This is a genomic window from Kushneria konosiri (assembly GCF_002155145.1).
GTDB lineage: Bacteria > Pseudomonadota > Gammaproteobacteria > Pseudomonadales > Halomonadaceae > Kushneria > Kushneria konosiri.
In genome coordinates this window covers 2,688,638-2,711,948 of record NZ_CP021323.1, presented here as the reverse complement: position 1 = coordinate 2,711,948, position 23,311 = coordinate 2,688,638, and the positions used below count along the sequence as shown (strand labels likewise).

At 58.7% G+C, this 23,311-nt stretch carries 16 protein-coding genes; 6 read left to right on the top strand and 10 right to left on the bottom strand.

Annotation, left to right across the window (positions count from 1 at the left end):
- Nucleotides 1–190 precede the first annotated feature (190 nt).
- Nucleotides 191–1,477 (top strand): exonuclease SbcCD subunit D, encoded by a 1,287-nt coding sequence (locus B9G99_RS12530; RefSeq protein WP_086622457.1) that lies wholly within the window; start codon nt 191–193, stop codon nt 1,475–1,477.
- Nucleotides 1,474–4,782 (top strand): AAA family ATPase, encoded by a 3,309-nt coding sequence (locus tag B9G99_RS12525; RefSeq protein WP_086622456.1) that lies wholly within the window; start codon nt 1,474–1,476, stop codon nt 4,780–4,782. Before B9G99_RS12530 ends, B9G99_RS12525 begins: the two co-directional genes overlap by 4 nt.
- Before the next feature lie 128 nt (nt 4,783–4,910).
- Here B9G99_RS12525 and B9G99_RS12520 read toward each other — a convergent pair whose 3' ends face one another.
- The 5 genes from B9G99_RS12520 to B9G99_RS12495 all read right to left on the bottom strand — a co-directional run bounded on the left by B9G99_RS12520 (nt 4,911) and on the right by B9G99_RS12495 (nt 11,031).
- Nucleotides 4,911–5,489: a hypothetical protein gene (locus tag B9G99_RS12520; protein WP_086622455.1), complete on the bottom strand. Its 579-nt coding sequence runs from the start codon at nt 5,487–5,489 to the stop codon at nt 4,911–4,913.
- A 430-nt stretch (nt 5,490–5,919) separates the two neighbouring features.
- Nucleotides 5,920–6,648, bottom strand: a complete 729-nt coding sequence (nfi, locus tag B9G99_RS12510) for a deoxyribonuclease V (RefSeq protein WP_086622453.1) — start codon at nt 6,646–6,648, stop codon at nt 5,920–5,922.
- 171 nt (nt 6,649–6,819) lie between these two features.
- Nucleotides 6,820–8,547: a DEAD/DEAH box helicase gene (locus B9G99_RS12505; protein ID WP_086622452.1), complete on the bottom strand. Its 1,728-nt coding sequence runs from the start codon at nt 8,545–8,547 to the stop codon at nt 6,820–6,822.
- Between the two features lie 469 nt (nt 8,548–9,016).
- Entirely contained in the window at nt 9,017–10,027 is a 1,011-nt protein-coding gene (locus B9G99_RS12500; RefSeq protein WP_086622451.1) for a glutathione S-transferase family protein, read from the bottom strand.
- Between the two features lie 122 nt (nt 10,028–10,149).
- On the bottom strand, nt 10,150–11,031 hold the full coding sequence (locus B9G99_RS12495; protein ID WP_086622450.1) for a LysR family transcriptional regulator: 882 nt from the start codon (nt 11,029–11,031) through the stop codon (nt 10,150–10,152).
- Nucleotides 11,032–11,726: 695 nt separating this feature from the next.
- Here B9G99_RS12495 and B9G99_RS12490 point away from each other — a divergent pair.
- Nucleotides 11,727–13,406, top strand: a complete 1,680-nt coding sequence (locus tag B9G99_RS12490) for a peptidoglycan DD-metalloendopeptidase family protein (RefSeq protein WP_169712222.1) — start codon at nt 11,727–11,729, stop codon at nt 13,404–13,406.
- A 74-nt stretch (nt 13,407–13,480) separates the two neighbouring features.
- On the opposite strand, the gene B9G99_RS12485 is transcribed toward B9G99_RS12490, so the two are convergent.
- Nucleotides 13,481–15,022: an efflux transporter outer membrane subunit gene (locus B9G99_RS12485; RefSeq protein WP_227875810.1), complete on the bottom strand. Its 1,542-nt coding sequence runs from the start codon at nt 15,020–15,022 to the stop codon at nt 13,481–13,483.
- A 26-nt stretch (nt 15,023–15,048) separates the two neighbouring features.
- Complete coding sequence (locus B9G99_RS12480; RefSeq protein WP_158521499.1) at nt 15,049–16,788, bottom strand: DUF748 domain-containing protein; 1,740 nt, start codon at nt 16,786–16,788, stop codon at nt 15,049–15,051.
- 452 nt (nt 16,789–17,240) lie between these two features.
- On the opposite strand from B9G99_RS12480, the gene B9G99_RS12475 reads away from it, so the two are divergent.
- The 3 genes from B9G99_RS12475 to B9G99_RS12465 all read left to right on the top strand — a co-directional run bounded on the left by B9G99_RS12475 (nt 17,241) and on the right by B9G99_RS12465 (nt 20,496).
- Nucleotides 17,241–17,609, top strand: coding sequence for a hypothetical protein (locus B9G99_RS12475; RefSeq protein WP_086622447.1), 369 nt, complete (start codon nt 17,241–17,243; stop codon nt 17,607–17,609).
- A 14-nt stretch (nt 17,610–17,623) separates the two neighbouring features.
- On the top strand, nt 17,624–19,468 hold the full coding sequence (locus B9G99_RS12470; protein ID WP_086622446.1) for an ABC transporter ATP-binding protein: 1,845 nt from the start codon (nt 17,624–17,626) through the stop codon (nt 19,466–19,468).
- 140 nt (nt 19,469–19,608) lie between these two features.
- Complete coding sequence (locus tag B9G99_RS12465; protein WP_086622445.1) at nt 19,609–20,496, top strand: isocitrate lyase/PEP mutase family protein; 888 nt, start codon at nt 19,609–19,611, stop codon at nt 20,494–20,496.
- Nucleotides 20,497–20,505: 9 nt separating this feature from the next.
- On the opposite strand, the gene otnI is transcribed toward B9G99_RS12465, so the two are convergent.
- The 3 genes from otnI to otnK all read right to left on the bottom strand — a co-directional run bounded on the left by otnI (nt 20,506) and on the right by otnK (nt 23,288).
- Nucleotides 20,506–21,285: a 2-oxo-tetronate isomerase gene (gene otnI / locus B9G99_RS12460; RefSeq protein ID WP_086622444.1), complete on the bottom strand. Its 780-nt coding sequence runs from the start codon at nt 21,283–21,285 to the stop codon at nt 20,506–20,508.
- A 75-nt stretch (nt 21,286–21,360) separates the two neighbouring features.
- Nucleotides 21,361–22,020 (bottom strand): 3-oxo-tetronate 4-phosphate decarboxylase, encoded by a 660-nt coding sequence (gene otnC / locus B9G99_RS12455; RefSeq protein WP_086622443.1) that lies wholly within the window; start codon nt 22,018–22,020, stop codon nt 21,361–21,363.
- Nucleotides 22,017–23,288, bottom strand: coding sequence for a 3-oxo-tetronate kinase (gene otnK, locus B9G99_RS12450; RefSeq protein WP_086622442.1), 1,272 nt, complete (start codon nt 23,286–23,288; stop codon nt 22,017–22,019). Before otnK ends, otnC begins: the two co-directional genes overlap by 4 nt.
- Between the last annotated feature and the right edge of the window lie 23 nt (nt 23,289–23,311).

Below are 23,311 nucleotides of genomic sequence, written 5' to 3'. Positions count from 1 at the left end.
TACCCGTATTGGCCAGGGGTTCCTATTATATCGAGCTTGAGATGGCCTTGAACGACACGCCGCTTTCAAGCGCACACTCGCGCTTACCCGGGCATTACATTTTTTGCGCCGCCATCATGTCCTGAAGGGCTCGATCATCCGCGTATGATACCGATACCCTAGGCCATTTTTCCCGAGACGGTAGCGCCTGATGAAACTGATTCACACCGCTGACTGGCATCTCGGCCAGCGCTTCCACGGCCAGTCACGTCACAACGAGCATCGCGACTTTCTGAACTGGCTGCTGGAGACACTCGACGAGCGACAGCCCGATGCCCTGCTGATCGCCGGCGATATCTTTGATGTCATCAATCCTTCCATGGCAGCCCAGTCCCTGCTGTATGACTTTCTGGTCGGCGCGCATGAGCGCCTGCCCGGACTGACCATTGTCATGATTGCCGGCAATCATGACAGCGGCACGCGCATTGAACTCCCGGCGCCGCTGCTGCAGCGACTCAACACTCATGCACTGGGTCGCATTCTCTGGCATGACAGTGGCAAGCCCGATGTGGATCGGCTGATCGTGCCCCTGACGGACCGACAGGGCGTGACGCGCGCCTGGTGCATGGCCCTGCCCTTTCTGCGACCGGCTGAAGTGACTGGCAGAACAGATGATGGCACCAGGCCTGACGATGAAGACGTCTCCGAAACGCCCGGTGACCACTACGTTCAGGGCATGGTGCGCGTTCATGAGGCACTGTTTGAGGCAGGCCTTCAAAAGCGCGAGCCGGGTCAGGCGCTGATCGCCATGAGCCATGCCCACCTGCATGGCGCCAGCGTTTCCGAACACAGCGAGCGCCCCATCGTGATCGGGGGGGAAGAGTCGCTCTCGGCATCGCTCTTCCCAGCCGACATCGCCTATGTGGCACTTGGCCATCTGCACAAGCCCCAGCGCGTTGGCAGTGAGCACATCCGCTATAGCGGCTCACCGCTGGCGATGGATTTCTCCGAAACCCACTATCCACATCAGGTGCTGGAAGTCTCACTCGAAGGCGAGCAGGTCAGGGAAATCACCTCACTGCCCATACCTCGAAGTGTCGCCATGCACCGAGTAGGGCCGCTGCCACTTGAGGAAGTTCTCGACACACTGGCAGGCAGCGATTTTCTCGATGACACACAGACCAGCCTGCCGCGCGACAAATGGCCCTGGCTTGACGTACGCGTGCTGCTGGATGCTCCCAGAGTCGATCTGCGCCCGCTTGTCGAGCATGCACTCAAGGGCAAGGCCGTCCGTCTGGTCAGTATTACCACTCGCACGTCGCAGCCGTCGGTACCGGATCAGACATGCGAATCCCTCGACGATCTGGGTCCGGTCGATCTGTTCAGCCGCGTCTGGGCCAGAGAATATGGCGATGCGCCACCCGATGAAGTCATCAACGATGTGCAGACCCTGATGCAGACGCTGCTGGATGAAGACACGCCCGAGGACACCCCATGAGAATTCTGGCCCTTCGCCTTCACAACATTGCCTCGCTCAGCGGCCCGCACACCATTGATTTCACCACCAGTCCGCTCGACAGTGCCGGGTTATTTGCCATTACCGGCCCGACCGGGGCCGGCAAGAGCACGCTACTGGACGCCCTGTGTCTGGCCCTGTATGGCAGCACCCCTCGCCTTCGCACCGCGCCGGGCCGTGACTCCGTCTCACCCGATGTCGGCGAGGAGACCCTGACCACCGCCGATGCGCGCACCCTGCTGCGCCGGGGTGAAAGCAGCGGCTATGCCGAAGTCGATTTTCGTGGCCGCGATGGCGCGCACTACCGGGCCTGCTGGCGCGTGCGGCGAGCCCGTCAAAAGGCAGACGGCAAGCTTCAGGGCGTCGAACAGAGCCTCATTTCCCTGCCGGACCAGCGGGTCATCACCTCGCAAAAACGTGAGTTCGACCGCCTTCTGCCGCAGTATCTGGGCCTGAGTTTCGAGCAGTTCACCCGCGCCGTACTGCTGGCACAAAGCGAGTTCAGCGCCTTTTTGAAAGCCGATGACAACCAGCGCAGCGAACTGCTGGAAAAGCTGACCGACACGGGCATCTATTCACGCCTCTCCATCGCCGCCTTTCAAAAGACCCGCGACTGTGAACGCGAAGTGGCCGCACTGGAAGACCGGCTCGGCCATCAAACGCCGGTCGATGCCGAGCAGCGCGAAGCACTCGAGCGGCGTGCCGCCGATACTCTGATGCAGCTCCAAAGGCTTCAGACACAGCAGCAGGCGCTTGAGCGCGAGCAGGCCTGGCTTGAGACCGATAAACAGCTTGAAGCGCACTGGCAAAACGCCGCTCAGGCCCATGAAAAAGCCCTGAGCGCCCGACAGGTGCAGGCAGGCCAGCGTCAACAGCTGTCACGACTCGAGGCGCTGGCCCCTGCCAGACACCTGTTTGTGCAGCATGAGGCGCTGACCACCTCGCTTGCGACACTAAAGGATCGCTGCAATGCGATACAGACTCGCCTGGCGGCGGCCAAAAGCCAGCGCGATGAGATCGCCGAACAGTACAACAGACACAGGACACATCTGGAGACGGCCCGCCAGCATTATCGGGATCAGCAGCCGCTGCTGTCGCAGTGCGCTCTGGATGAGCAGCGCTATCGCGACCTGCAACAGCGCGCGATAAACACCGAGCAACAGCTCAAGGCCCATCATCAGAGCCTGTCGGAGCAGGAAAAGATACTTGCCGCCTGTCAACACAAGGCACTCAGCCAGCGCACCTCGCTTGAGGCGCTCGACGCACAACTTCAAACGCTGACCGATGGCGCGACCTCGTTCACCCAGTGGCGTGAGGCGATTCAGAACCGGCTGGATCACTACCGCCAGCAGCGCCAGGCACTGGAACGTCTGCAACATGCTCACGATCACTGGCAGCAGCTGAATCAGCGCTTTCAGACACAGAGCACGCACCAGACCACCGATCGCCAGACACTTGAAACGCTGCGCAAGGAAGGCACGAAAATCCGCACGGATCTTGACCGTCAAAAGACTACCCTCGAGCAGCTTGAAAAAAGCATTGCGGGCCTGCGCGCGGCCCGCAGCGACAGCGTTACCGCCATGCGTGAGGGCCTGGAAACCGATACGCCATGCCCGGTGTGCGGCAGTCAGGATCATCCTTATACGCGCCAGCCGCCACCACAGCCGGCCCATGACCTGCTGGTGGCCACCGAACGCGAAGAGCAGCGTCAGCTTGATGAGGCCCGCCAGAGGCGCGATGAGCTGGATCAACGCTGCGCCGAGCTGAGAGGTCACTACGGCGAGCTCAACAGTCAGATCGCCCAGCGCGAGGAAGCGCTCGCCACCCTTGAGACCCAGCGACACGAAGCCCGTCAGCATCTTGACGCCTGTCCCGAGAGCGACACGCTGTTGGCAATCCCCATCGAGGAGCGGCCAACGTGGTTCGAACAGCGGCTGGCCGGCATTACTGTCGCGCAGGATAAGGATGGCGAGCAGCTGGCGCAGTTTGATCGCGCCCAGGAGCGTCGGGCGCCGATCCAGAAACAGCTTCATGACCTTGAGATTGAGGCAGCACGCCTTGAGACCACCGTGGCTCATGCCCGTGAGCAGATTGAGGCACTTGACGCCACCCATGCCCCACTGATCGACGAGCACAGGACGCTGGCTCAAACACTCAAGGCCCGGTTGGGCGACTACCCGGACGTTGAGCACTGGCGTCAAGCGCTTGAGCATGGGATCGAAGCTGGCGAGCAGCAGCTTGCGACGACTCAGACGCAGCTGGAAGCCTGTGACACGCAGCGCCAAACGCTTCAACAGGAGGTATTACAGCTTCAACAACAGCATGAGGACCAGACGCGTACTCGCGAGACGCTGTCCGATGAGATGGCAAAGTGGCGTGAGGCACATCCTGATATTGATGAATCGATTCTTGAAGAGCTGCTGGCCATGACCACCGAGCAGCACCAGCAGCTGGCACGCGACATGGCGGCCACGGATCAACGCATCAATGAAGCGCAGCTGCTCGGCCAGGAGCGTCTGGCCGTCCTCGAGCGACATCGTCAGCGCTACGGCGAGCATGCCTTCTCATCCGATTCGGCTCTTCCCGAACAGGATACGTCGCGCGACCTGACCCCATGGCGTGATGGACGCCTTGTCGAGCTCGCTCGCCACCAGACAAGCCTTGAAGCAGACCTGCCGCAGGCGCAGCGCTTGCGCGACGAGGCCGACCATGCACTGCGCCATGACGATCACTGCCGTGCGCAGGCCCGCGACATCGAACAACAACTCGAGCAGCATCGGCGTAACGTCACGCGCTGGGGACGTATTTCAGGGTTGATCGGTGCCGCTGATGGCAAGAAGTTTCGCCGCATTGCCCAGGGATGGAATCTGGAGCGGTTGATTGAACACGCCAATATCCACCTTCAGAGCCTGGCAAGACGCTATCGTCTGGCGCGCGGTGGCAGCGACCTGGGGCTTTTGGTCATCGATACGGATATGGGCGATGAACGCCGCTCGGTGCATTCACTTTCAGGCGGAGAGACCTTCCTGGTATCGCTGGCACTGGCACTGGCACTGGCCTCGATGGCGTCCTCGGAACTGCAGATCGAAACCCTGTTCATCGACGAAGGGTTTGGCAGTCTTGATCCTCAGTCGCTGTCACAGGCCATGGATGCGCTGGATGCGCTGCAGTCACTGGGGCGGCGCGTCGGCGTCATTTCCCACGTTCAGGACATGCATGAGCGCATCCCGGTTCAGATTCGGGTAGCGCCCCGGGGCAACGGTCAAAGTGATATCACATTAAGCTGAGCCACAGCCGCCCTGAAAATGCCCCGGAAGGCGAGCGTAGAGCCCTACCCTCAAACTCAAGCCATTAAGTACAAACCATTAAAAAGGGGCCTCCGCGGAGGCCCCTTTCATCACTCATACGGCTGCGTTTACAGTGCCAGCCAGGCCGCCAGCACGAAAACAGCCAGCAGGCCCAGATAGAGCGCAACCCGCACCAGCGGCTTGAACTCCAGTGCCGGAATGCTGACCAGCGACAGGCGCGAGAAGCGCAGCAAACACCAGATCACGCCAAGCACCACCAGAATGACGATGAAAAACGGCAGGCTGATACCAATGAACAGAGCCTGCCACTGTGGCACCGTATTGCTCGCGCCCGGGCTTAGCATCAAAAAGAGCGTGCCACCCAGTGCGAAAAGACCGATGTCGAAGGTCGTACTCAAAAGACGGGTGCCGATGACCTTCAGCGACCGGGTGACCGGGTTGTCACGCATCAGGTCGCGCGCCATGAAGGCAATGACAGCAAAAAAGAGCGATACCAGTCCCAGCGCGCTCCAGTAGGAGGAAAAGCCGACACCTTCGGCCGTGCTGCTGCCGGTGGAAATGCCGGTCATTGCTGCATTACCCTCCCCGCCGCCGAGCTGGTGCTGCATCAGCCACTGGGCCAGACCACCGATCAATATCCAGAGAACGATGGTGAAAAAGAAATCGCCAATACCTTTTTTCTGCATGGCCAGGGGTCCTTTCATTGCAATGGGCGTAGTGGGTTCAGGGGTTCTATCATGGCAAACAAACGAACACTTCGACAGCACCGCGTATCGGCCGTGCCGGGATGGAAGGTTTGGCGCTGGTGCCTGCAATGCAGCAGCATGACAGATTCCTCGAACCGGCGCCGTGCCCGATCGCGTTTCAAGAGGCACCTGAAACAGGTGTTGTGCACCTGATGAGCCGATGCCTGGTCAAATGGAAAGCAACCATCATGAGAGGCAGCCCTGGGGCCACGATGATGATCTTTAAATCCAGTGGTGGCGACAAATAACTGGTTTCTTTCAATCCTGCCTGCCATGGCTCTTGGGAAACGCCACGGTGTCCTTATGGCGCACTATCTGAACGATAAGATTTTCCTGACGCAGCCCCACAACTTTGATAACGGTATAACTATTAAAGCGGCAGTACGTTTTGTCCGGTTGTACCATCCCCTTCAAAACGTCGTGTTTCGGCCGTGCGCCGAGAGGCAAGACGGTCGGCCTGGCGGGTCGGCTCAGGCAGTTTGTAGCGGGTCAGACATTGCATGACCCAGTCGATCGAACTTTCAAGCGAGAGGCGATGGCCAATCGAAATGTAAAGTGGCTTGACCCTTTCACGGGTCCGCAGCACGGCACCGATAGTCTCATTGCGATGGACAAGAGGCACCCACCGGCCACGCGCCTCGGGCACCTCGTCATGCCTGCCACATAGACGACTTTTCCCCACGCCAATGGCAGGTATATCGAGCCAGAGTCCCAGGTGGGCAGCGATGCCGAGTCGGCGGGGATGCGCAATTCCCATGCCATCCACCATCAAAAGATCAGGCGTGATCGTCAGCTGCTCGAAGGCCTCCAGTGCCGCCGGCAGCTCCCGAAAGCTTAAAAGCCCGGGGATATAGGGCATGCGTGTTGGCGTACGATGCAGGACGCGCTCGACAATATCCAGCGACGGCCAGCGCATGACGACGATCACCGCACGCGTTGTCTCACCACTATCTTCAAACCCGATGTCCACCCCGGCGATGTGCTCAACCTCTCTGATCCTGTCCTGACACTCGATGCGAGGCGCCAGTGATTTCTGTAGTGCGATGGCGCTGTCGGGATCGATGGTCCACTCATGTAACGGCTGTCGCTGTGATGTCATGATCCCTCCTGATGGTTGGCCTGAGCGTAGACGAGACTGTCCTGCTCCTGCCAGCGGCCTTCTGACCGGATGAAAGTGACCATCCACAAAAATGCCCCCTGCCGGTAGGCAGGGGGCATTGGAGATGACGCTCAATAGCGATGCGCCCGTCAGCGCACCATCATGACGTCCTCAGGAAGCCTGCTGGCGACGGTCATCACGACGCGGACGCTCGCTGCGACCTTCGCTCTGGCCGCCCTCGGGACGTCCGGCATCCTTGCTGATTTCCAGCTGACGACCACCGACGCGAGCACGCGCCATCTTGGCCAGCACGGTCTCGGGCAGGCTGGTAGGCAGCTCGACCAGGCTATGGGTCTGGCGAATGTCGATGCGGCCGATACGGGCGCCTTCGATACCGCCTTCGTTGGCCAGAGCGCCGACCAGCTGTCCCGGCTTGATGTTGTCGCGATGACCAACGGCCAGACGATAACGGGTCATGCCTTCACTCGGGCCGCTTTCGCGACGACGCGGCGGACGACGCTCACCGCCACGCTCGGAGCGTTCACCACGCTCGGGACGCTCGCTGCGCGGGTTGGATTTCGGCAATGAACGAATCGGCGGCTCGCCGGCACGGGCAAGGCTTGCAAAGACACAGGCCAGATCGATCGGGTCGATCCCTTCTTCCAGCAGTGACTCCACCATCGCACGCTGGTGCTCATGACCGCGCTCGAGCATGGCCTCTGCACGGGCCTTGAACTTCTCGTCACGATGCGCACGCATGGTCTTCTCATCGGGAAGTTCCATGGTATCGATTTTCTGACCGGTGGCCTGCTCGAGCCAGCGAATCTTGCGCACTTCACGATTACCGGCAAAGGCAATGGCCGTGCCTTCGCGACCGGCACGGCCGGTACGACCGATACGGTGGATATAGGCTTCGGTATCGTGGGGCATATCAAAGTTGATGACGTGCGTAATACGCGGCACGTCGAGGCCACGTGCGGCCACATCGGTGGCGACCAGCACATCGACCTTGCCCTTTTTCAGGCGCTGAACCGTGCGCTCACGCAGGCTCTGGTCCAGATCACCGGACAGCGGCGCCGCGGCGATACCACGGGCGACCAGCTGGTCCACCAGCGTGGTGCAGGAGGCGCGGGTACGCACGAAGACGATGGCCGCATCAACCGGCTCGACTTCGATAATACGTGCCAGCGCTTCGATCTTGGCCGGGCCTTCCACGCGGCAGACGCGCTGCTGAATGGTGGTCGTGGCGGCACGCGCCTCGATCTGAACCGTGATCGGGTCAACCAGATAGCGGCTGACGATACGTGAAATTTCCGGCGGCAGTGTGGCGGAGAAGAACACGCGCTGCGCATCGGTCGGAGTGTCCTTGAGAACGCGCTTGACGTCATCAATGAACCCCATGCGAAGCATTTCGTCGGCTTCATCAAGCACCAGCGCGTTCAGGCCGGTCAGGCTCAGAGAACCACGATCCAGGTGGTCGATGACGCGACCCGGCGTACCCACGACAATCTGACCGCCGCTTTTCAGGCCGCGCATCTGTTCACGGTAGTCCTGGCCACCGCACAGCGTGACGACCTCAAGGCCCTTGATGTTCTGGCCGTAGCGGCTAAAAGCCACGGCAACCTGCTGGGCCAGCTCGCGAGTCGGTGCCAGTACCAGCACCTGGGGTTCGCGACGATCCAGTTCCAGCCTGGAGAGCAGCGGCAAGGCAAAGGCTGCCGTTTTGCCGGTACCGGTTTGTGCCTGACCCAAAAGGTCAGCGCCTTCCAGAAGCGATGGAATGGTCTGCGCCTGAATGGGAGACGGCGTTTCGTAGCCCAGAGATACAAGAGATTCGAGAACAGCAGGCAGCAGCGCCATGTCACCGAAAGTCGGCGAGGCAACGGAAGTAGAAGTCATGTCACACCTTATAAGCCGGCATCTGGCCGGCGGGGGAAAATGTCTGGTCGGGAGGCACTCATCGGACGATAGACATATCGGATGGTTCCCGGACCGGTCGCACTCGTATCGTCCCGGTCTGCCCGCATAACAGGCGAGCAAACGACGATATCCGTGGCATGTGGCGACCGTTGTTGCATCTGGGCAACACGTCATACGCGGCGACCGACAGGTCATGGCAGTCACTGCCGTCGTATGGTGCCCAATGCTCCATCGATGCGTGGGCGCTTTGGCGCCTTGGAGAATCGTCCCCTACGCAACGGCAGTCTCAATGGGGGCGAATCAGCAGAGATGGCAGGGTCTTCACAAGCGAGGTGGACATAATCTATCACAGCGCGGCTGCAAGTGCACGCCGAAAGTCGAAGACGCAGCAAATGGCAGGGGCCATGACATGGCCGGCCCCTGCTTTCTCATCATCGTTCACGCCGCGCTATTGATCGTCGTGATGCCAGATTCCCCTGCCCGGCAGACGCTCACGATCGTGGGGTCGATCAAAATCGAGCTCGGGGCCCAGCGGCACGATGCCATTGGGATTGATCCCCGGGTGGCTGCCATAGTAGTGGCGCTTGATGTGCGTCATGTTGACGGTCTCGGCGACCTCAGGCCATTGATAAAGCTCGCGGAGGTAGTTCGACAGCGCCGGATAATCCTCAATGCGACGCAGATTGCACTTGAAATGGCTGTAATAGACGCTGTCAAAGCGAACAAGCGTCGTAAACAGGCGGACGTCCGCCTCGGTCAGATACTCGCCGGCCAGGTAACGGCGCTCGGTCAGCATCAACTCCAGCCGGTCAAGCGTTTCGAACAGTGCCGTAACGTGCTTTTCATACACCTTCTGCTCGGTGGCAAATCCCGTCTTGTAGACGCCGTTGTTGACGCGGTCGTACACCTCATCGTTGATGCGGTCGACCTCGTCGCGCAGCGGTGCAGGATAAAGATCGAGCGTATTACCGGTCAGTTCGTCGAACGCGGTATTGAAGATACGCATCAGGTCGGCAGATTCGTTGTTCACAATCCGCGAGGTTTTCTTGTCCCATAAAACGGGGACGGTCACACGTCCTGTATAGTGCGCATCCGTCAGCGTATAGAGCTGATAATGGCGGCGCACGCCATTGACCGGGTCACCGCTTGACCCTTCATCGAGTTCATATGTCCAGCCCTCGTCAAGCATGTAGGGGCTGGTAATCGAGACGCCGATGACATCGGAAAGCCCCTTGAGTCGGCGCATGATCAGCGCACGATGCGCCCACGGACAGGCCAGTGAGACATAAAGGTGAAAGCGGTTACTGCCGGCACTGATCCCTTTTTGCCCTTCAGGACCGGGCTCACCATCAGGCGTCACCCAGTCGCGCAGCTTTGCAGACTCTCGAACAAACTCGCCGTTGTTGCCCTTGGTGTCATACCAGCGGTCTACCCACTGCCCTTCGACCAGTAAACCCATGCCAGTCTCCTTGCCCGGATCAATCCATCTCCGGGGAAATCATGTTCGGGCAGTGAGGATAGTCGTTTCGAATACGGTTGGCACAGTTACCGGCCACATACAACACTTTGGCGATCAACGCCTCATGGCCGAAACTCGAGACGCAGCGCCTCGGCCATCGCCTGAACGGCAGGACCTGCGCCTTCGACATCATTGATGTACAAGGAGAGCGGCACCTCTCGAACGCCACCGGCCTGTAGCGGTAAGGCCTTGAGCTGACCGCTGTCCAGCAGGGGCTGAACACGCGGCTGTGATACCCAGGCAAACCCCAGCCCTCGAGCCAGGATGTCCAGACAGGTGGCCACATGCGACACCGTCCACCGCTGCTCGGCCTTGAGCCACCCGCTGTCATTTTGTTCACGCTGTGCAGAATCACGGGTCACGATCTGCCGATGCTGTCGAAGATCACGTAGATCCAGCGGCCGGTTCAACTGGTGGAGTGCATGCTCAGGGTGTGCTACTGCGATAAAGCGAATGGTCCCCAGCAGCTCGCCCAGATACCCCGGCACCGGTAGACCGCAGACCAGAAGATCCACGCGGTTATCCAGCAGCATCTCTATGCCACCGTTGAGCACGGCCTCGTGCAGTTGAATGCGCGTATGCGGATACTGGGCAGAAAAGCGATCCAGGGCGTAGCACAGGATTTCAGGGCCCAGAATCTGATCGATCGCGATGGAAATCTCGGCTTCCAGCCCTCCCGAAAGGCTGTCGGCGACGGCTTCGAGGGTATCAGCACTTTCCAGCAGCTGGCGTGCCCGGCGCAACAGCATCTCCCCTGATTCGGTCAGACGCAGCTGTCGGCCGCTGGTGTCCAACAGCCGCACCCCAAGCTGGGTCTCAAGCTTGTGAACAGCATGATTAATACTTGAAGGGCTTTTATGGATCGCTTCTGCGGCTCGAACGAAGCCACCATGGTCCACCACCGCTGCCAGCATTTTCCATTGAACCAGAGTTACTCGAGACATGTTACATCCTGTCAACGCATGACGGCATCACTGGTTTTTCGCCACTCTCGCGCTCACTTCTGCACGGAAAATTTCTTTCCAATCATGCAGCTAAATGATCCGATCAGCACAGTTAAAGCCAAAAACCGAATATGAGATTTTTTTAATTCTAAAGACAATATTTCAACAAGAAGCCAATTCAAAAATAACAAAAAGATACAAAAAGGATTAAATGAGTGCCAATTAAATTCCATGTCTGTCTCTTTAAAGAAGATCATTTTTTAAAAATGATGCCCTGTTTTAAAACTCCATTTATTTAAAATGAAAACGACATCCAGACAACAAAGAATAAAATAAAACACTGTTCGACTCCAGCGCCAGCATCAGACACTGTTTATTCATCCAGACGAAAAGGTCTGCAATCAATGCCCCTTCCAGAGTCAATCCAGAACACATTGGCTAGCGCCAGAGCGACAGCCATGCGGCGGCAGCGGAAAAAGCCTGTTTGGTGGGGTATGTCATACCACAACCACAAAAAAGTGATTCTTATACAAGATTTTCACAAAAACAAACATTAATCATCTTCGTGTACAAGACCTTTTAATATGTAATAAAGGTCCCAATTAACGGGATTCACACTAGGCATATCCCTGACCTTGCGGTAAGGTAACCCGGCCTTTATCCCTTTTATCTATCTGTATACGGCGCCAATAATCATGTTGCGAATTTTTAGTTCGCTACCCCGCACGCACAGGCTTTTATTGCTACCGGTTACCGCCATGGTTGGCGTGTTGGGTGCGCATCAGCTTTATCAGCATACGAATACCTCAGCTGCGACAGACGCCACGGTCGCAGAACTCCAGCAGGCGGCACGGCCCATCAGCCTTGCCCTAGCCAGCACACAGGAGCAGGCTCGGGTCTTTGGTCAGCCAACGCATCTCGAAATTGCCGGTGCGCTGGCAATGGCAGCTCCCACTGAAGAAGAAGCCACCAGCACCAGTCCCTTGAACGTTCGTCAGGCTCTGGCCGTAGCGTCCAACCTGTCAGCCATGAATGCCGGTGCCACGCTGAACAGTGACCCCGCACAGGTGAATGCCGAGCTTGCCATCGCTCGTGCCGATCATGTGACCGGTGTGGGCGACGGTCTCGGCGGGCACACATCCTATGTCGACAATTTCAACGATGATGATACCGGCGACTATACCGGCTCTGAGGACGACAGCCTCAGCGGCCAGTTCTCGCTGGGCAGTCAAATTGAAACCCGGGAGCCCTACACCCCCGAGTGGCAGACCTATAAGGTTCAAAGTGGCGATACCTTTGCAGAGCTGGCTGAACACAGTCTGGGGCTGGGTTATAGCGAAGTTCTCAGGCTCATCAACGATGCGCCTGATAAAAAGGCGCTGACCAGCCTGCGCGTGGGCAACGAGCTTGACTATAAGGTCGACCAGGATGGCCATCTGCTGGCACTTCGTGTCATGCAGAATACGCGCAAGGGTTATCTCTTTGAGCGCGATAGCGCCGATGAAAGCTTTAGTGTCAACGACATTAAACGCACAGGCGAAGCCACACAGCGACTGTTCGCAGGCACCGTCAGTGGCAGCTTTGGATCCTCGGCACGTGCCACGGGCCTGTCCGGTGGAGAAGTGGCCGAGCTGATTTCGGTATTGGGCAAGAAACTCAATTTCCGTTCTGCCCGCGATGGCGACAGGTTCCAGGTCCTGGTCGAGTCGGACGTGATTGATGGCAAGCCGTTTGACTCTCGCATCCTGGCTGCTCGATATGAAGGCCGCGATGACCTTACCATCGTGCGCCATGACGGTGATTACTATACGCCCGACGGCAAGGGGCTCGACCCGGCCTTTAATCGTTATCCCTTCAAGGGCCACTATCGCATCAGCTCGCCGTTCAACCTCAAGCGTCATCATCCGATTACCGGTCGTATCTCGCCCCACAAGGGCACAGACTTTGCAATGCCGGTCGGTAGTACCGTACGCGCCCCGGCCGATGGTCGAGTCACGAAGGTGGTCAGTCACCCGCTGGCCGGCAAATACATCGTGATCACCCATGACAACGGTTATCAGACTCGCTATCTCCACCTCTCAAAGCCTGAGGTCAAACCCGGACAGCGAGTGAAGATGGGGCAGGAAATTGCCAAGTCAGGCAATACAGGACGCAGTACCGGTGCGCATCTGCACTATGAGATCATCGCCAATGGCTCTCAGGTCAATGCCATGCGCGTCAAGCTGCCGGGCGGCCGTTCACTCACCGGCAAGGAGCTGGCCAGCTTCAAGACCGATTCGAAGGAGCTTCTGGCCAAGCTCGAGAGTGCTGATAACAGCCGTGCCGTGGCTCAGGTTCGCCATGACGAAAAGAGTGACGAGGATGACGAGTCCTGATATCCCTGATCGTCTAACGATGGCCCTGAAACAAAAAACGCCCCTTTACGGGGCGTTTTTTTGCCGATTGAAGCTCAGGAGTCCGCCTGATGAGGCCTGGATTTGCCGGTGGCTTGAGGATTGGGCGCATGGGGATAGCCACCAGAGAGATGTGGCACGTTGAGACCGTCATGGAAACCGCCACCCAATGCCTGTACCAGTTGGATCGAGGTGTCCACCAACCGACTGTTCAGAGTGACCAGTGATTGCTGGGCACTGAACAGTTGCTGCTGGGCACTTAACACCTGCAGATAGTTGGTGATGCCTGCCTGAAACCGCTCAAGCGCCAGATCAAAGGCCTGTTGCGCGTCATCGCGGGCCTTTTCAAGCACTTCTCGCTGGTGATCCAGTGATTCCACAGAGGTGATGGTATCGGCCACGGTACCCAGCGCCGAAATCACGGTCTGGTTGTACTGCGCCACGGCCAGGTCGTAATCCGCTTCGGTGCTGTCCAGATTAGCCCGCAGCCGGCCGCCCTCAAAGATCGGCAGTGATAGCGCGGGAGAAACATTCCAGCTTTTGGCCGGTTCGGAGAAGAAATAGCTGCCCAGCCGTGAGCTGAAGCCGGCCATCGCACTCAAATTGAGATTGGGATAGAACTTCGCCTTGGCCGCCTTGATCTGCTGTGTCTGGGCCTCTACCCGCCAGCGTGCCGCCACCACATCAGGGCGCCGCCCGACCAGCTCGGCAGGAACCACTGAAGGCAGTGACAGCAGCGCCGGTGACAGCGACCGAGGCCGCTCGATATCAAAGCCTCGATCAGGTCCCTTGCCGAGCAGCACCCCCAACGAGATTCGATCGCTGCGAACGGCCTGCTCGGCTGCTTCGAGCGACTGCCTTGCCGTGGAGACACTGGAACGCGACTGCAGCAGCGCGGACTGATCGCTCAGACCGGCCTGCTGAAGTTGCAGGTTGGTCTGAGCGATGGTGCGGGCCCGCTCAAGTTCCTGTCGGGCGATGTCCAGCAGGGCATAATCCCCCGCCAGCTGGACATAGGCTCTGGCCACGTTGACCGATAGCGTCAGGGCAGCCTCGTGCAGATCGATCTCGGTGGCTCGGGCCTCGCCCAGTGCTGCCGACCATGCTGCCCGTTGACCGCCCCAGAGGTCCACGTCGTAGCTGAAACTTGATGACAGCCCGCGGGTGGTGCTGTAGATGTTGCCCTGACCTCTGGGATCATTGACTTCCGAGACTCGCGAGCGCGATATTTTCGCAGACCCCTTCACGGTGGGCAGCCTCTCGGCACCTGCCTGTTCGGCGGCTGCATTGGCTGAGCGCAGACGCGCCTGCGCCACGTCCATATCAGGTGAATCCGCCAGCGCCTCCTGGATCAGCGACTCGAGATGGGGGTCACCCAGCACGTTCCACCACCGGCGATCCGGCCAGTTGGCCGAAGAGATCGTCACATCGCCGACGGCCTGCAATGCCGATAGCTGGTTGAGCGATACCATTTCACCCTGCGGCTCGATGCCTTCATAGCTGGCACAGCCACTGATGATGGCTGCCAGCAGCAGTCCTGCTGCACAGGGACGCACCTGACGCCCCCGTCGGGCCCATTGCCCGTTATCCATTTTCATGCCGCCTTCATATCCTTGTTACACGCTCACTCATCGGAGGGATCGGTCACCACCTGCGACAAGGGGCCCTCGGTATAGGCCCTGGAGGCTTTCCCTGAACCGGCATTGTCATCACTATCGTCATCGCCGCTGATCATGGCCTCCAGCGTTTCAATGGGGGAGGTCACCATGTTCTCCAGCGCCTCGCCAACGATCTGCCAGACCACCTTGCTCACGTCGACTCCCCCGCCTTCTACCGAGGCATCAATGGGAATATCGAGATTGATGACGCCATCCTCACCCTGCAGCACCGCAATCAGATTTTTCAAAGGCAGGGAAGTATCCCCACCCGGCACCTCTTCCCCCAGATCCAGATGACGCAGAATCACATGATTATTGGCATCAAGACGACCGTCATGAAGCCTGTAATGTAGATCAAGATCGGCAGTTCCCTGCTCGACCCTGTAGCCGCCGAAGCGCTGAATGTATGGAGCAAAGCGCTCAAGCGGCAGGCGATCAACCTTTAGATTCATGATCCCCGACGGCGCAGCGGCGTTGAACTGTCCTTTAATGGTGACCGGTGTCTGCCGACTTTCAAGCCCCTTGAAGGTATAGCTGGCAGGGGTATCCTGACGCGTATCGAAGTCCTGCATGGTGCCTTCAAGTGACTCGATACCAAGAGTCACCTTCGGGGACATGTGTCGATCCTCGAAATTGAATACGCCATCGGAAACGTCCATATGCCCCAGGGCAATTGCCATGGCATTGTCTTGCTGAGCGTTGTCCTGCGATGTCTGGTCCTGCGTCGAGGATTCACCTGACTGCAGACCCAGCGAGGTCGTTAGATTAAAAGAGCCATCCTCATCAATAATGGCCATCATTTTGGAACCTGACATCGACAGTCGATCAGCCTTTAGATGGTCACCCGTCAACAGATCCATGCCTTTCAACCGAGCCTGATCAACGCTGAAAAACGGGCGCTGACGACCATCCAGCACGGAAACCGCGCTCGCCTCGAGCTCGCCCTGCCACTGCACCTGTCCCTGTTTTGCTTCACCGAAGGCAAGCGTTCCGTGAGCGCTCAGCGTTCCCTGATCGATCTGCACGCGACTGAGCCTTGAAAGCCAGGGATTGATGAGTTCAAGCCCTATGTCCTGACCCTTGACCTGAAGATCACCGGTCAACGGGCTGACACCAAATCGGCCGTCGGCATGGAGCTGCCCGCCGTTCAATGTGCCGGTGGCCTCGCCCTGCATGGGAGATGCCGAGCGACTGTCATAGTCTTCAAGGGTGAGGGACAGATCGGTCACCGCCAGCTGCACCGGAGGAGATTGAGTCCTGTTTACCCAGTCAATCTCACCGTTTTGTGCCTTGATACTGTCAATGATCAGGGCAGTGCTTTTGCCAGCGTCATCGCTGCCGCCAAGCTGCGTGATGTTGAGACCATCAGACGTTGTCACCAGATGCAGCCGGGGGCCAGTGAGGTCAACACGCTCGACATGAATACCTGACTGCCACAGTGTATGCCACGCCAGCGCTACCTCGGCTTTATCGACATGGATCATCGGCGAGTCGCTATTACCGATATCGAGCCGCCTTAGAGAGGCCGTCGCCGTAAAGGGGTTAAAGCTCAGATGCTCCAGCGCGACCGGCTGACCGGTGGCCTTTTCCAGCGCGTCCACCGCCCAGTTCTTCAGCGCCCAGGGACCGGCAAAATAAAGACCGCCAGCCACCAGTACAGCGATACCGGCAGTCATGCTCCAGCCCCTGCGATGCCCGATGGCCATACCTGTGCTCCTGAGTCTTTGAAAAAGCGGCGTCCAGGCATGAAGGGATGCCCGCACGTTGACGGGGCTTTCAATACCGCGATGCTCATGAGGATAGCATGTCATCACCGTCTGCCGGCCCTCAAGGCTGCTTGAGCACAGGATATGATGCCCGCGCGAGGCTGCAGGGCAGCCATGAGCTCTCTTCCTGTTTCCGGCCGTTTTAAAGTTTTAAAACAAGGAGAGTAGCTTTCCTGTTCTTTTAAAAACTCAAGTTGCCCACACCTTCTGACGTTACTGACTCGGCATTATTGGCACCCCCACCAGAGCGGCCCGATTCAGGTGCTGACAGCATGACGCACCTTTAATTCGGGTCTATCAGACTCTGGCGTGTTTTTGCCACAAAATGCACTAAAATAGTGGATGGACATATTGGGGGCATGATGCGCCCGACAAGGAGTGAGCGTGACGTTATGATCAGTCTGCTATGGATAGCCTTTCTTGCCACCATCCTGGGTAGCTATGGGCTATGGCGAGGATTCTCACGCGATATCTGCCTGTCCGTGATGTTGATTGCTCTGGGGGTTGCCGCCGGCGCACTGATTATCATCAGTAGTGTGGGCAGCCTGCTGATGGCAGGTGTACTCGTTATCGCAAGTCTTGGCGTGGGCCTGCGAGAAGGCATGCGCGAAATACCAAAATCTCACAGAGGACGAGCACAGCGGCAAACCATCAGGCCGCTTGCCTCCTCGCTTCCCGGTCTATGGCAGGCTAATATCAGAACGCGCAGGGCCCCGCGTCAGGGCGCTACGCCTCGAAAGCGCTCACGCCAGACCCTTTGATGGTCGTTTGACTCATGCCCCTTTTTCGTTCCGGACGTCGCCTGGCCGCTATGCCGGGCGATGTTGTCAATGTCTTTCGCTATACCCATCGAGCCTTGCTTCTGGTCTGGCAGACCTCACGCTTGATGATGCTGGGGCTGGCACTGGCCACGCTGGTAGCCGGCGTACTGCCGGCCGTTGCTGCCTGGGTCGGTCAGCTGATTGTCGATGGCGTGGTAGAGGCCACCAGACATCAGGGTATCGCCACCGAGACGCTTGAGCTGCTCTCTCCGGTTTTATGGCTGGTGGCGCTGGAAGGCGCCATTATCGTGTTGATGGCACTGTCACAGCGCCTTTTGGAAGCACAGCAGTCGCTGTTACGGGCGCGGCTGGGCCAAAGGGTCAACATGATGATTCTCGACAAGGCCGGCCGGCTCTCGCTGCCACAGTTTGAGGACTCGGAGATCTATGATCAGCTCACTCGCGCCCGTCGTGAAGCCTCGACCCGCCCCCTTTCACTGGTCAACCGCACGTTCACTCTGCTTCAAAACCTGATCTCGCTGACAAGCTTTGCCGTGCTGCTGGTACAGTTTTCACCATGGGCACTGGTCATTATCGTCTTCGGTGCCCTGCCGGTATTTTTCTCCGAGGCCCGTTTTTCCGGCGAAGCTTTTCGGCTTTTCCGCTGGCGCTCGCCGCAAATGCGTGAGCAACGCTATCTGGAAACACTGCTCGCACGTGAAGACAGCATCCGAGAGGTCAAGCTTTTCGGTCTTGAACCCCTGCTGCGCGAGCGCTACCGCGCCATTTTTGAACGCCTTTACGATGAAGAACGCCGCCTTACCCTGCGTCGCACCCTGTGGGGATTTCTACTCGGGCTGCTGGGCACTCTGACCTTTTACGCAGCCTATGGCTGGGTAGTACTGGAAACCATTACGGGAGCACTGACACTGGGCCAGATGACCATGTACCTGATGGTGTTCAAACAGAGTCAGGGCGCCCTGTCGGCCGGCCTTGGCGCCATCAGCGGCATGTATGAAGACAACCTCTATCTGTCCAATCTCTACGAGTTTCTCGAGTTGCCTGCCCACGCCGAGCGCGGCACGCTGACCGAAGGCATCACACCCGGTGACGGCCTGCGCTTTGAGCACGTCCACTTCCACTATCCGGGCGGTATCACTGCGCTACACGATATTTCCCTGCACCTGCGCCCCGGCGAGAGTCTGGCGCTGGTGGGGGAAAACGGCTCCGGCAAGACCACCCTGATCAAACTGTTGACTCGCCTGTATCAGCCGAGCCACGGACGCATCCTGCTGGATGGCAGCGACCTGCGCGACTGGCAGCTCGGCGCCCTGCGCCGTCGGATCGGGGTGATCTTTCAGGACTTCGTACGCTATCAGTTTCCGGTCGGCGAGAACCTTGGGGTAGGCAACATCGATGCCTTCAATGACGAACAGCGCTGGCGCGACGCGGCCCACCGCGGCCTGGCGGACAACTTCATCGAACGGCTACCGCAGGGCTATCACACCCAGCTCGGCCGCTGGTTCAGAAACGGTCAGGAGCTTTCCAGCGGCCAATGGCAGCGCATCGCCCTGTCACGTGCCTGGATGCGTGAAGATGCCGATATTCTGGTGCTCGATGAACCCACCGCCGCCATGGACGCCGCCGCCGAGGCGGCAGTATTCGAGCGCTTTCGTCATCACAGCTGCGATAAAACCGCCATTGTGATCTCGCACCGGTTTTCGACCGTTCGCAGTGCCGATGTGATCGTGGTCATGGAGCATGGCCATGTGATCGAGCGCGGTAGTCATGACGAACTGATGGCGGCTCGCGGCCGCTATGCCGAGTTTTTCGAGCTACAGGCAGCGGGCTATCGCTGATGATTTCAGGCAGGAGACAAACATCCGAGCTCGCTGGACAAACCGCCTCCATCAACGGGGAGATATCCGTTTTCGACAACCTCTGGCAGTATCAGAAGGAGTGCCCTCCACAATGACGTCCTGTTTCAGGGAACAAGAACATGTCCATTGCAGATACCCAACGGCGTAACGCCTTTCGGCGACGGATCATGACACGCAACGCCATGCTGATGCCCGGCGTCTTCAACGCCCTGAGTGCTCGAATTGTCGAAGATGCAGGATTTGAAGCGCTTTATCTCACCGGTGCGGGAGTCAGCAACATGTCGCTGGGGCTCCCTGACATGGGATTTATCGGCCTTAATGAAGTGGCCGAGCACACTGCCAGAGTGCGCGAGGCCGTTGAGCTGCCCCTCATGGTGGATGCCGACACCGGCTTTGGTAATGCGCTTAACGTTCGCCATACAGTGCGCACTCTTGAGCGCAGCGGTGCTGATGCCATCCAGCTCGAGGATCAGGTGATGCCCAAAAAGTGTGGCCATTTCAGCGGCAAACAGATCGTTTCTACCCAGGAGATGATCGGCAGGATCAAGGCTGCTGTAGATAGCCGACAGGATGACCATCTTCAGATTGTCGCCCGCACTGACGCCGCAGCGGTCCATGGCATTGAGCACGCCATCGAGCGCGCGCATCGGTTTGCCGAGGCAGGCGCGGATATCCTGTTTATCGAAGCCACCGAATCCCTTGAAGACATTCGACGCCTGCCAGCCCTTTTTGAAACGCCCTTGCTGATCAACCTTGTGATCGGCGGCAAAACGCCCACCCTTGATCGTGATGAACTCGACCACTTGGGTTACGCCGTCGTGCTTTATGCCAATGCGGCGTTACAAAGTGCCGTTTGCGGCATGCAAAGGGCACTGCCACAACTGCTCAAGAACGGCCGGCTCGATGAAGACCCACAGCTGGTGGCTTCCTTCAGCGAGCGGCAGCGGCTGGTGAACAAGACCCTTTTTGATGATCTTGAGGCGCGCTATTCAGACCACGGCCATTGAGCGCACCACTTAACGTCGCCAGGGCTTGAACCACCCAAGCCCTTCAGTTGTCTCGCCACGGGGCTTGTACTCACAGCCCAGCCAGCCCTCAAAGCCAACGCGATCAAGCTGCTCGAACAGCCAGGCGTAATTGACCTCACCGGTATCGGGCTCGTGACGCTCGGGTACGCCGGCGATCTGGATATGGCCCACGCCTTCGCGATACTCCTCAAAGGTGGTCCAGATATCACCGTCCATGATCTGGGTGTGATAGAAATCCATCTGCACCCTTACGTTGGGCTCCCCAAGGGTTTCGATGACCTCATGGGCCTCATGCTGATGGTTGATGAAATAGCCCGGCATATCGCGGCTGTTGATCGGCTCGAGCAGCAGCATGATGCCCTCCTCCTGCAGCCGGCGCGCCGCAAAACGGATATTCTCCAGATAAGTGTCCTGCATGGCCGCAGGATCTGCTCCTTCGCCTGCGACACCTGCCATGGCATGTACTCTCGGACAATTCAGCGTGCGGGCATAGCGAATGGCCGTTTCAACACTGTCACGAAATTCACGTTCGCGCCCGGGCAAGGCGGCCAGACCGCGCTCGCCCGCCTCCCAGTCACCCGCGGGCAGATTGAAAAGCACCTGCTGCAGATCATGTCGCTTGAGCTCATTGGCGATATCACCGGCTTCAAAAGCGTAGGGAAAGAGATATTCGACCGCTTCAAAGCCCTGTTCCGCAGCCTGCTCAAAGCGCTGCATAAAGGAGACTTCGTTGAACATCATGGTCAGATTGGCAGCAAAACGCGGCATGAGGATTCCTTGGAATAAAAGGGGGTGAAAGCCGTCAGGCCCCAACACCCACGGGCGCCCGGGGCAGAATCATGATTACCAGCGGGCACCAAATTGCTGGCGCAGGCCCTCGATCTGCTGCTCATCAAGGGTATTGATCTGCTGATCCTTGAGCAGCAGAAACAGACGCGCCGTCTCCTCGAGCTCCTCGATGGCATTGCGCGCTGCTTCAAGCGTTTTGCCCGCCACGACCGGGCCATGATTGGCCAGCAGCACGGCACTATACTCGGGGGCGTATTCACGTACTGCCTCGCCCATGGCCGGATCACCGGGCTGGAAATAGGGCAACAGGGGCAGACGGCCCACCCGCATCACAAAATAGGGTGTGATCGGCGGAAGGCACGAGCCTTCGTCCAGCCCTTTCAGGCAAGAAACTGCCGAGGCGTAGGTCGAATGAAGATGGATGACCCCTCCTGCCTCCTCACGCGACTCATAAAAGGCCCGATGAAGAAAGGATTCCTTGGTCGGCGGCTTGCCGGAGAGCAGGTTACCGTCCCAGTCGAGCATCGATATCTCGGCCGGGTCCAGCGCCCCAAGGCTTGCATTGGTGGGCGTCATCAGCCAGCCCCCCTCGCATTTGGCGCTGATATTACCGGAAGTCCCGGGCGCCATGCCCAGCTGGCGAAAGGCACGCCCGATCTCGCTGATCTCCTCGCGCAGGCGGTTCTCTTCGCTATGGGTATTGATGTGACTCATGGCATTGTCTCCCAGGCCTTTGTCATGAAATCTTCACTGCCGAAATTACCGGACTTGAGCGCCAGCGAAAGCTGCTCCTCAGTGCCCAGCGTCACGGTCCAGGGCACGCCTGGATCGATGCTCGGCCCGATCTGAAGTCCCTTCACCTCAAGCGCACTGACCACGGCACCCGAGCTTTCACCACCGGCGACCAGCAGGCGACGAACGCCCAGCTCGCTGACCAGTGCCCTTGCAATCTCCCCCAGCGCGCGCTCAACAATCTCGCCGGCTTCCTGAACACCCAGCATCTGCTGCGCCTTTTTGACGTTGTCAGGAGAAGCGCTGGCATAGATGAGCACGGGCGACTGATCAAGATGCTCCCGCGCCAAATCAAGCGCCTCGGCTACCTGATCCTGATAATTTTCGGCAAGCGTCAGTGCATCCAGCCGGTAATGAGGATAATGCGCTTTTGTATGCTCGACCTGAGCCAGCGTCGCGCGTGAACAGCTGCCGCTGAGAATGGCCTCGCGGCCTGGCGTGGCGGGAAGCTCGGCGGCGTCTCCGCCAGTGAGCTGATCACTCCAGCGCGCCCCCAGGCCCAGCGCCAGACCGGAGCCTGCCGTGACCAGCGTCAGATCGCGACAGGCCTCGCCCAGCGTTTCCAGATCCTGCTGCTCGATGGCGTCCAGAATCGCCACCCTGATGCCATCGGCCTTGAGCGCGTCAAAGCGGCTTCTTACGGCATCGCTGCCTCGCCGCACGCAGTCAAGATTCACCAGCCCAACCCGGTGTCGGGTCTGACTGCCCATCACACGGACCAGATTGGCATCGGTCATCGGCGTGAGGGGGTGATCCTGCATGCCGCTTTCATTGAGCGGTACGCCACCCGCGAACAGATAGCCGTTGTAGACCGTGCGGTGATTGGCCGGCAGGGCCGGACAGGCAACGGTAAAGGGCACCTCGAGCGCGTCCATCAGAGCCTCGGTGACCGGGCCGATGTTGCCCTCGGAGGTAGAGTCAAAGGTGGAGCAATACTTGAAGTAGAACTGCTGACAGCCTCGCGCCTGCAACCATTCAAGCGCGGCCAGCGACTGTGAGATCGCCTGCTCGGCAGGAATGGTTCTGCTTTTGAGCGCCACCACTACGGCATCAACGTCCTTGAGTTCATCGGCCAGTCGTTCATCGGGAATTCCGATGGTCTGGACGGTGCGCATTCCAATACTGACCAACTGACTGGCCAGATCGGTGGCACCGGTAAAATCATCTGCAATACAGCCCAGTAATGGCATGAGAAAGCTCCGAACCGGTGTTG

Bases quoted from the DNA above. Each gene is read 5' to 3' on its own strand.
- B9G99_RS12530 (WP_086622457.1), top strand. From the start codon at position 191: ATGAAACTGATTCACACCGCTGACTGGCATCTCGGCCAGCGCTTCCAC.
- B9G99_RS12525 (WP_086622456.1), top strand. From the start codon at position 1,474: ATGAGAATTCTGGCCCTTCGCCTTCACAACATTGCCTCGCTCAGCGGC.
- B9G99_RS12520 (WP_086622455.1), bottom strand. From the start codon at position 5,489: ATGCAGAAAAAAGGTATTGGCGATTTCTTTTTCACCATCGTTCTCTGG.
- nfi (WP_086622453.1), bottom strand. From the start codon at position 6,648: ATGACATCACAGCGACAGCCGTTACATGAGTGGACCATCGATCCCGAC.
- B9G99_RS12505 (WP_086622452.1), bottom strand. From the start codon at position 8,547: ATGACTTCTACTTCCGTTGCCTCGCCGACTTTCGGTGACATGGCGCTG.
- B9G99_RS12500 (WP_086622451.1), bottom strand. From the start codon at position 10,027: ATGGGTTTACTGGTCGAAGGGCAGTGGGTAGACCGCTGGTATGACACC.
- B9G99_RS12495 (WP_086622450.1), bottom strand. From the start codon at position 11,031: ATGTCTCGAGTAACTCTGGTTCAATGGAAAATGCTGGCAGCGGTGGTG.
- B9G99_RS12490 (WP_169712222.1), top strand. From the start codon at position 11,727: ATGTTGCGAATTTTTAGTTCGCTACCCCGCACGCACAGGCTTTTATTG.
- B9G99_RS12485 (WP_227875810.1), bottom strand. From the start codon at position 15,022: ATGAAAATGGATAACGGGCAATGGGCCCGACGGGGGCGTCAGGTGCGT.
- B9G99_RS12480 (WP_158521499.1), bottom strand. From the start codon at position 16,788: ATGGCCATCGGGCATCGCAGGGGCTGGAGCATGACTGCCGGTATCGCT.
- B9G99_RS12475 (WP_086622447.1), top strand. From the start codon at position 17,241: ATGATCAGTCTGCTATGGATAGCCTTTCTTGCCACCATCCTGGGTAGC.
- B9G99_RS12470 (WP_086622446.1), top strand. From the start codon at position 17,624: ATGCCCCTTTTTCGTTCCGGACGTCGCCTGGCCGCTATGCCGGGCGAT.
- B9G99_RS12465 (WP_086622445.1), top strand. From the start codon at position 19,609: ATGTCCATTGCAGATACCCAACGGCGTAACGCCTTTCGGCGACGGATC.
- otnI (WP_086622444.1), bottom strand. From the start codon at position 21,285: ATGCCGCGTTTTGCTGCCAATCTGACCATGATGTTCAACGAAGTCTCC.
- otnC (WP_086622443.1), bottom strand. From the start codon at position 22,020: ATGAGTCACATCAATACCCATAGCGAAGAGAACCGCCTGCGCGAGGAG.
- otnK (WP_086622442.1), bottom strand. From the start codon at position 23,288: ATGCCATTACTGGGCTGTATTGCAGATGATTTTACCGGTGCCACCGAT.